The sequence below is a fragment of the Vibrio sp. 1978 genome, assembly GCF_033344345.1.
The window spans coordinates 1-7,582 of record NZ_JAWPOP010000049.1; the positions used below are offsets into that span (position 1 = coordinate 1).

General features: G+C 40.6%; 8 protein-coding genes. All 8 read right to left on the bottom strand.

Annotated features, from left to right (window positions below):
* On the bottom strand, positions 1-143 hold a 143-nt coding region (locus R8N49_RS23885; protein WP_169643946.1), incomplete at its 3' end, for a transposase.
* Positions 144-309: 166 nt separating this feature from the next.
* Positions 310-1,011, bottom strand: a complete 702-nt coding sequence (locus tag R8N49_RS23890) for a response regulator transcription factor (RefSeq protein WP_169643992.1) — start codon at positions 1,009-1,011, stop codon at positions 310-312.
* A 107-nt stretch (positions 1,012-1,118) separates the two neighbouring features.
* Positions 1,119-2,000 carry a hypothetical protein gene (locus R8N49_RS23895; protein ID WP_169643994.1) on the bottom strand — a complete coding sequence of 294 codons (882 nt, stop codon included), beginning with the start codon at positions 1,998-2,000 and terminating at the stop codon, positions 1,119-1,121.
* Positions 1,990-4,374 (bottom strand): fimbria/pilus outer membrane usher protein, encoded by a 2,385-nt coding sequence (locus R8N49_RS23900; protein WP_169644015.1) that lies wholly within the window; start codon positions 4,372-4,374, stop codon positions 1,990-1,992. The genes R8N49_RS23895 and R8N49_RS23900 overlap by 11 nt, the downstream gene beginning before the upstream one ends.
* Positions 4,375-4,465: 91 nt before the next feature.
* Positions 4,466-5,161 carry a fimbria/pilus periplasmic chaperone gene (locus tag R8N49_RS23905; protein WP_169643996.1) on the bottom strand — a complete coding sequence of 232 codons (696 nt, stop codon included), beginning with the start codon at positions 5,159-5,161 and terminating at the stop codon, positions 4,466-4,468.
* A gap of 2 nt (positions 5,162-5,163) precedes the next feature.
* Positions 5,164-5,871 (bottom strand): molecular chaperone, encoded by a 708-nt coding sequence (locus tag R8N49_RS23910; RefSeq protein WP_169643998.1) that lies wholly within the window; start codon positions 5,869-5,871, stop codon positions 5,164-5,166.
* Positions 5,872-5,946: 75 nt separating this feature from the next.
* Positions 5,947-6,447, bottom strand: coding sequence for a hypothetical protein (locus R8N49_RS23915; protein WP_169644000.1), 501 nt, complete (start codon positions 6,445-6,447; stop codon positions 5,947-5,949).
* 77 nt (positions 6,448-6,524) lie between these two features.
* Positions 6,525-7,031: a hypothetical protein gene (locus R8N49_RS23920; RefSeq protein WP_225492135.1), complete on the bottom strand. Its 507-nt coding sequence runs from the start codon at positions 7,029-7,031 to the stop codon at positions 6,525-6,527.
* Positions 7,032-7,582 lie beyond the last annotated feature (551 nt).

The window sequence follows — 7,582 nt, forward strand, 5'->3', positions numbered from 1 at the left end:
CGAGGTCTGCCGCGCTTGCCTTGTTTGTTTTGCTTCCACTCGGCTATCGCTTCCTCATCAATCCAAAAGGTCAGAGAACCACGGTTTATTAAGGCTTTGTTGTACTGCGTCCAGTTAGTTGTTTTGTAACGAGGTTTAGGCATGAGGCTACGATGATTAATGGGTGTAGCCGATCAGATCGTAGCTTCTTGATTTAGTTCCATCGATTTAAGCAACAAAGCCAGCTCGCGGGTGAATAGTTACTATCAAAGAACTGATAGATGAATTAGATGTTTTCACCGTGAATTTAGTTTGCAAGCAATGAAAAGGTTAGTGATGATACTGGGTAAATAAAATTTTATCATAAATAAAGCTTGCCTTTTGAATGGCTTCCTTACGGTTATTTACTTTTAATTTTTTATATATGTTGTAAACATGTGTTTTAACGGTACATTCAGCGATAAATAAATCTTCAGATATCTCACGATTGGATGCGCCTTTGATGACAAGTTTAAATATTTGAATCTCTCTCTTGGTTAAATGAGTCTGTTTCGCTTGCAGCTGTAGTGCATAAGGACGAATGTCGGTTATCATCTCTGTCATTACTTTTCTTGGCAGCCACAGATCACCATCAATTACGCTTTTTAAACAACGCGTAAAGTGCTCTATAGGTGCATCCTGGTAGATAATCCCTTTCAAATCTATGAGATACATTAATTGTGTTTCTGCTACTATCATTTCTCCAATTTCTTTAGGAAAATCATAAATTATCCATTTATTGGATAATACCTGTGATAACGTTACTTGGATATCGATAACCTTTTCTAAGGTTAGATAACTAATAAGAACGAGATCAGAGCTGATGGTCTTAGTAGATTTATTAATTTCTTGTAAGCATTTTCTTTCAAAAGAAAAATAGCCACTTTTGTTTATTTCTTGTATTATAAATTGGTTGCTAATCCCGTCATCGCCTATCAAAAGTATATGCTTTATAGCCCGATTACAATTATGTTCTTGTTCTACATAACTCATAGTTATAATTTCCGTTTTTTATTGTGCTCACTTATAGATTAGTCAATTCTAGGTAACAACGCGGAAGTTTGCCAATGTGGTATTCATATTTTGATATATGTATCGCTTTATGGCTGTTGGGATAAATTAGGTTCGATTGATATCTGCAATGTGTCTTCGTATTGACCTCCAGGTTTTTCTTCTGCGTTACCAATAACAAAGATCAGAGGAATAGGTTGACCAGTCGTAGCAGCGTGACGTGGGATACGTACACTAAATTGTGTAAGATTGACGTAGTCGTTGTCGAAGATAATTTGATAGGGAATATCCCACTTGGGTTCATGTGATTCGTGGCGTAATGCACCATGATTTGATGACTCCAAAACAACCGCATAGGCAGAGTTACTTTGAACCCATAGGTTAGGCGATGAATTGATTACTTTGTTTGAGTGTAACGTTCCTAAGTCAAGGTCATAATGTGGTTGTGATAATCCGTAAAAATGAATTTTCGCTGCTGGTGGTACATCCACAGTGACAGGAAGCAAAGTAGGACTTATTTCTATTTTGCCGTCTATTTGTGCATATGACGTAGCAACTTCTAATACGCCTCGATAGATCCCTGACGTTAACCATTGTTTAGCGGGAAAGCGCATTTGTACGGTTGCAGCAGGTTGGTTCTCGGTCAAAGTAAAGCGCCATTGATTAGCTATTGTGTTACCTGATTGCCCACTCCACTCGAAAAAGAGCGAATCTTGACGGCTACTTTTCAATGATTTACTTGTATCGTCAAGCTGTAAAACTAAGTTCAGTTTGCAGCCCTCACCAATAATATTTGCACTCACACGATAGGTATTGGTTGTTGCAAAACTGCTGTTATTGAAGACATCGTATTTTGCTTGTGTTGATACTGGTTGGATAGACAGAGAGTTAGCTTCACAAGCCCAAACAGAAGGTATATTAGCCAATGGTAGCAAGAACAACGCGCTCCGCTTTAGTTGTTTAATCGACATATAACTCTCCTAATCTGATCAAGGTGTCACTTCGTTCACTAAGATTAATAACTACTGACTCTTGTTCTTTAGTGTCAAGAACGAGTTTGTATTGCCCCGGTTTTAATCCAGAAATCGCAAAAACACCACTACGGTTTGTAAAGAATTCAATTGGTTGTTGCTGTGTTTTACCAAGGTACTGCGCAAAGCCCGCAACAAGTGAAATAGGGCTGTTACTTTGACGATCGAACAGTTTACCAATGACGGTTAATACCGCATCAGAACCAATTTGCAGTTGGAATCCTTTTTTATAGCCAGGTTTAACCCAAAAAGCGCCTTCTCCGAGATCGTAACCGGGTGGTAAGTTTTCCACGTCGTATCCGATCACTTGGCTGCTATAGGCCACAAGGTCAGGAACCAACGCAGAAGAGTCTTCATAGAGATAGACGCGTGCTTGCTTACCGTCTCGGGTAGGGTCGATGGCAATGTCGTTCTCTGCAAGGCTTTCATGTTTATTAATGATGGCAAACGCTTCTCTAACGGGTCTTCCTATTGTCACTGATGACCCTGCAAATGCCACCGCACTACTAAGCTTAAGATCGGTGCTATGATTTCTCGTATTATCACTGATGCTCTCAAGGCGAGAGGTGTGACTCGCGCTTAATTCATAGCGGTTTGCCGTATAGTTAACCCCAAGATTAACATCCGCGTCAGTCTCTTTGTTATTAATGGCACTGGCAAATGCAGAAACGCCGCCAGTGCTTCCAATATTATTTTGATAACTATAATCTAAGGCACTTTCATTGAGTTCTGTTGAATAACGACCAACGACACGTGTTTGTTTGCTGAGTGGCCAACTTAAGGTGAGAGTCGTGCTAATGTCATCGCTCCCCCTCTCGTTATTCTTATAATTAACACGAGCGCTCCACGTGGCGGGTGTATCGAATAATCTTGCAGATAGGCTGGGGCTTACAATCCAATAGTCGTTTTTTTTATCAACGCCAGCTCGATAATTTAGAGTAACAGCCGCGCGTAATGAACGTGAAAGATAGATGGATCCAAAAGCACTAGCATAATGAGTCGTTAAATTAATATCACTGCTTGATGCTTCATATGCCGATATTCCACTGAAGCTATTGCTTAAATATTCATAACTGAGGCTTAACTGTGGCTCTAGTGAGTTTGATTTAGAAAATTCGGCATCGAATGCTACTTTATAAGCGTCACCGCGACCATAAATCGGATGATCACTGTGTGAAGCGTTTAATTCAGTAATGCCTAGTTTAGAAGCGAAAAGTGCGCTAGCACCATATTGGTATAGGTTTTCACGCACTTGAGAATTAACTCCTAAGGTTAACCAAGGTGAGACACCAACATCGAGATAACCGTGAAAAATACGTTCATCCGTGAGGTATTCTAATTGTTTATTTTGGATTTCTGATGGAACGCCATACATGATACTGTATTCGAATTCGCCACTGTTTAATAAATCATTACCGGTCGCAATCGAAAATTCAATGCGTTCTTCATTTCCTGAACGATCAGTAATAACGAGCTCAATATCATTGTTTCCTTGTGCTAGTGGAATATCACTGAGATTATAACTGCCCGCACCAAGGGTTAATCTTTGTACAGGGATGCCATCGATATACACATCGACATTAGACGTGCGCTGGAGTGTGAATGATTGACTTGCACGAGGGCGTACATTTTTGGTGGGTATAAGAGTGAAGTCACGCGTCACGCCAACTCCCAAAATGTCTGTTCCATCTTGAAAAGCTTGACCACTGTTGTACATATCGCCTATTACTACTCGAGTACCTTGTTGGGGGTAATCGATATTAAGGCGTGTGCCTTCTCTAATGTAGCTTGAACCGGTTAGAGAACCATTTTCTATAAAGGATTCATATTCAAAATTAAGCATGCTTAGATTGAATGCTGAGTCGAATCGACTGCGATATAGGCTTTCTCGAGCAGAGTCTTCGTCGACAAATTGACTTTCATTGGCGGAAAGCGACACATTCACATAGCCACTCAAAAGGCTTGGCTTCGCATAATTATATAAATTTCCCGCTTCGCTCATAGATAAATTCTGTGTCAGGCTGGACTGTGGTGGGATTGTCAAGACACATTCTAATGAAGCAAAATCAAAGGTTAAACTTACCCCTGTTTGTGCGAAGTGCTGTTGAGACAATATGTCATCACCACTGGATTCTTTAAGCGCATTTATTACCTCTTGTGTCACAACTGACGTTAGGAGAGACAGGGTGTCCTCTTTGGGTAATAAAATTTGGTTGTCTGCCGTAATGGTGATGTCTGCTTCACCTAATATAGTATCACTGACCCTTAGTAAAGAGGTGAGTTTAATATCTCGGCCAGTTGGATTAAGCACCATTTCTTGGCTGTGGGCAGCAGAATTTATTATGAATAGAACCAAGCAGCACATGAAAGTGGGCGTAACCAACGTGCGCATGATCTTAAAAATGTCAGTTTTCATAACCATGATATATGCCAACGGGTAATTGAATCGAAGAAGAATGTACAGTAATAGTAGAATGAGGCGGAACAAACTGCTCACCCAGCGCCTTATGCACGGTCTGATTAATATCATCAGGAAGGTTGTCGAACCTGAGTAATGAAGTGAAGGTAAATCGATTCCCGGTGTTAGTGAGCGTTAAACTACCATGTTCACCAATATGTAACTTTATGTCCGGTTGAAGAGAAGACGAGTGAACGTGTAACAGTGCATTGTAGTGGATCTGTAGATTAATCCCAGTAGACAAACCATTCACCTTTTCAACTTGAGTACTGCTTCGATTTATATCGGCGGTGCTAAAGCGGATAAAGTAACTTTGCGACATTTCGAGAGGCACTTTACTTAGCCATTGTATTCTAAATGTTTGACGCTTTCCGGGCGCGAGCATTGCTGCGGGCGGAAACACCAAAATGTCTTCATTTGGTGAGCTAGACGTAGACGTTTCAAACGTACCATTAGGCGCAAATGTCAAACGTCGAACGTTGGCTTCAAGTGCGAGCGTTTTGGTTGAGTTGTTGGAAACTACCAACTGCGAAGTTAGTTGATGATCCGTATTTAGCTCAATGACCGTGGGGGAGAGTGTAATTCCAAACGCTTGAGTATATATAAAGCACACTATCACTCCGGCTAATAAACGCCATTGCATCGTTACTCCTCCTGTTCAATATCAATTGATAGTGTACGAATGTTGAAGTTCTCGAGTGGCAACATTTCAAAAGAACGTTTGGAGTGGGGCAATACTAACGTCCCTGAGATACGTTGTGAAATTTCATTTCCTTTTAAATAAGTAGATTGAGTGCCATCGGATACTTTCCACGTCGTGTTGGTTAATCGTCCGTAACTGTTGCCGCTATTCAGCACATCTAGAACCCAATTGTCTTTGTCGTTTTGTTTTATACTTGTGACGGAAAACTGGGGCGAGGTGTTTTGCGGACGAACATTGATGAGCGTGTTGAATCGAAGAAGTAAACTCACTTGGCCTTGATTGCTGCTGGCTCGTTCCACTTTAACTTGTTTAACCGCAACCCGATACGCTTTAGATTCAGTGATGGATGGATCGCCTAAGTAACGAATCATAACTGATTGTGCCCGGCCTGGTTCTATAATGGCAGTGACGGGTATGACCAATAATTCTTCATCCGCAGGCACAATGGTCTCGTTACCATATTCATCCATGGTCATGAAATAGGGTTGTAGTTCTACCGTCAATGGCACAGTAGAGGTATTCTCCACCCGCATCGTCATTTGAGCACGTTTCCCTAATGGTGCCATCTCGGCAGACATCGGTTCTACTTTAAAAGCATGTGCGAACATACACGTAAACGACAAAAAGAAAAATGTGAACCAACGAATCATAGCAGTGAGCTCCATCAAAAAAATCTTACATGACAATAAAGGAGGAGGCGAAATACGCCCCCTCATTCTGTACGTTTAGTTTGAGGTGATATTCACAGTTAATGTGTCAGAGTAGCCACCAGCCCAAGGAGATGTCTCGGTAGTAACAATGTCAATTGATGCACCTACACCAGTAGCCAAATTGCCTGAACCACCATAAGATTGAGAAGCTGAAACATCGTTTAGACCAGGGCCACCCGGTGCGTTCAATGTAAAGGATGCTAAACCGCCAGCAGGGTTAAATGTTGCGTCATATTTTAGAGCAAAGTCTTCATTATCATCCGACTCCAAACCACCTTCCGCACTGGTCATGGTAACGGTCGCACCATCTGCATCATTACATTTCAATTCCAGACCACCTACACTAACGCTTTGAATTGTTGAGACGTTACCAAAGTCAATTAACTGTGTGGCAAGGCCAGTCACTTCACAAACAGGTGATACATAACCAACTAACTGAACGTCACCTGGAGCGGCGTAAGCGTTAGCACCAAAAATAGCGGTTACAGCAGCTGCACAGAGTGTTAGCTTTTTCATAAGAAATTCCTTTCACTTTTGATTGTTGGCTCAATTACGGCTGAGCGTATATTGCTCTGCAGTTATTTGCAGAGTTCCTACTTTGTTACGCTATGAATTGAAGGGTATACTTCAATTTCAATAACGTCATGATAATAACCCGCATAAAGCAAGTTATTTTCGAGCGTTACCCTAAGTACTCCTCGTTGAGTAAAAGGAATAACACCAGAGCTGTCTATCATTGCGGGCGAAAGCAATTGTCTACTAAGTCGACTTTCATTTAATCGAAGCTCATCGACTTGCAACGATAATTCGTAATTTTCAATTAATTCAACGCCCTGATGTTCATATTTAAGGCCACCATATTGAGAATTGATGGTGATCCCCAAAGGGCGATTGCAATATAGTGAGAAGGGCAATGATTGCGTCTTCTGCTCAGAAAAGGTCATCACATTGCCTGATAAAAAAGTAATCTCACAACGATCTTTAATTTGACCTGCTAACCCCATGGTCAAGGTGTTCGCACGGACATAGAAAGGGATCGATAGGCTCATAACCGTTAGCGTTATCACGAATCTACGAAGAGTAAAAAATATTTTAGTCATTTACTCGCCCCTATCTGTTCAATTGCATTCGTTGTTTAACAATTCAAACTATAGAAAGCACAGACTTTGGCATAGTAGTAAAAAAAGTTGATTATTAATGGAGAGTAGGAGAAATAGTATGAGTTTAGTTAAAAGAAATGAGCCCATTTGTTTGCAATAGGTTGATATAAAATGAGTTGTATTTATTGAGGTTAAAAGTTAGCGAATAAAGAATATTTTACTTATTGTAAATGTCTGATTTATAAACTAGCAGAAGTATGCGTTTACGATATGTTTTCAGGCAACGAATTGCTAGTACAAAAAGGGGATAGGAATCGACATTTCTGGTATTAATTTATACAAATAGGTGGATTTATCTCCAGTCAGTTGATAAATAGAATATTTTTTGTTGACCTAAAATTATTATCCGTTAAAGTACGCCTCGTTCTCACGGCAAAGGTCGCTGAGACAGATGGTGTCTAACCCATCGCATGAGTAACTATTCACCCACGAGCTATTGACGACGGTTTACGCTAAAAATACTGGCGCCTGATAATCAACTTTCAACATGT

Bases quoted from the DNA above. Each gene is read 5' to 3' on its own strand.
- R8N49_RS23890 (WP_169643992.1), bottom strand. From the start codon at position 1,011: ATGAGTTATGTAGAACAAGAACATAATTGTAATCGGGCTATAAAGCAT.
- R8N49_RS23895 (WP_169643994.1), bottom strand. From the start codon at position 2,000: ATGTCGATTAAACAACTAAAGCGGAGCGCGTTGTTCTTGCTACCATTG.
- R8N49_RS23900 (WP_169644015.1), bottom strand. From the start codon at position 4,374: ATGGTGCTTAATCCAACTGGCCGAGATATTAAACTCACCTCTTTACTA.
- R8N49_RS23905 (WP_169643996.1), bottom strand. From the start codon at position 5,161: ATGCAATGGCGTTTATTAGCCGGAGTGATAGTGTGCTTTATATATACT.
- R8N49_RS23910 (WP_169643998.1), bottom strand. From the start codon at position 5,871: ATGATTCGTTGGTTCACATTTTTCTTTTTGTCGTTTACGTGTATGTTC.
- R8N49_RS23915 (WP_169644000.1), bottom strand. From the start codon at position 6,447: ATGAAAAAGCTAACACTCTGTGCAGCTGCTGTAACCGCTATTTTTGGT.
- R8N49_RS23920 (WP_225492135.1), bottom strand. From the start codon at position 7,031: ATGACTAAAATATTTTTTACTCTTCGTAGATTCGTGATAACGCTAACG.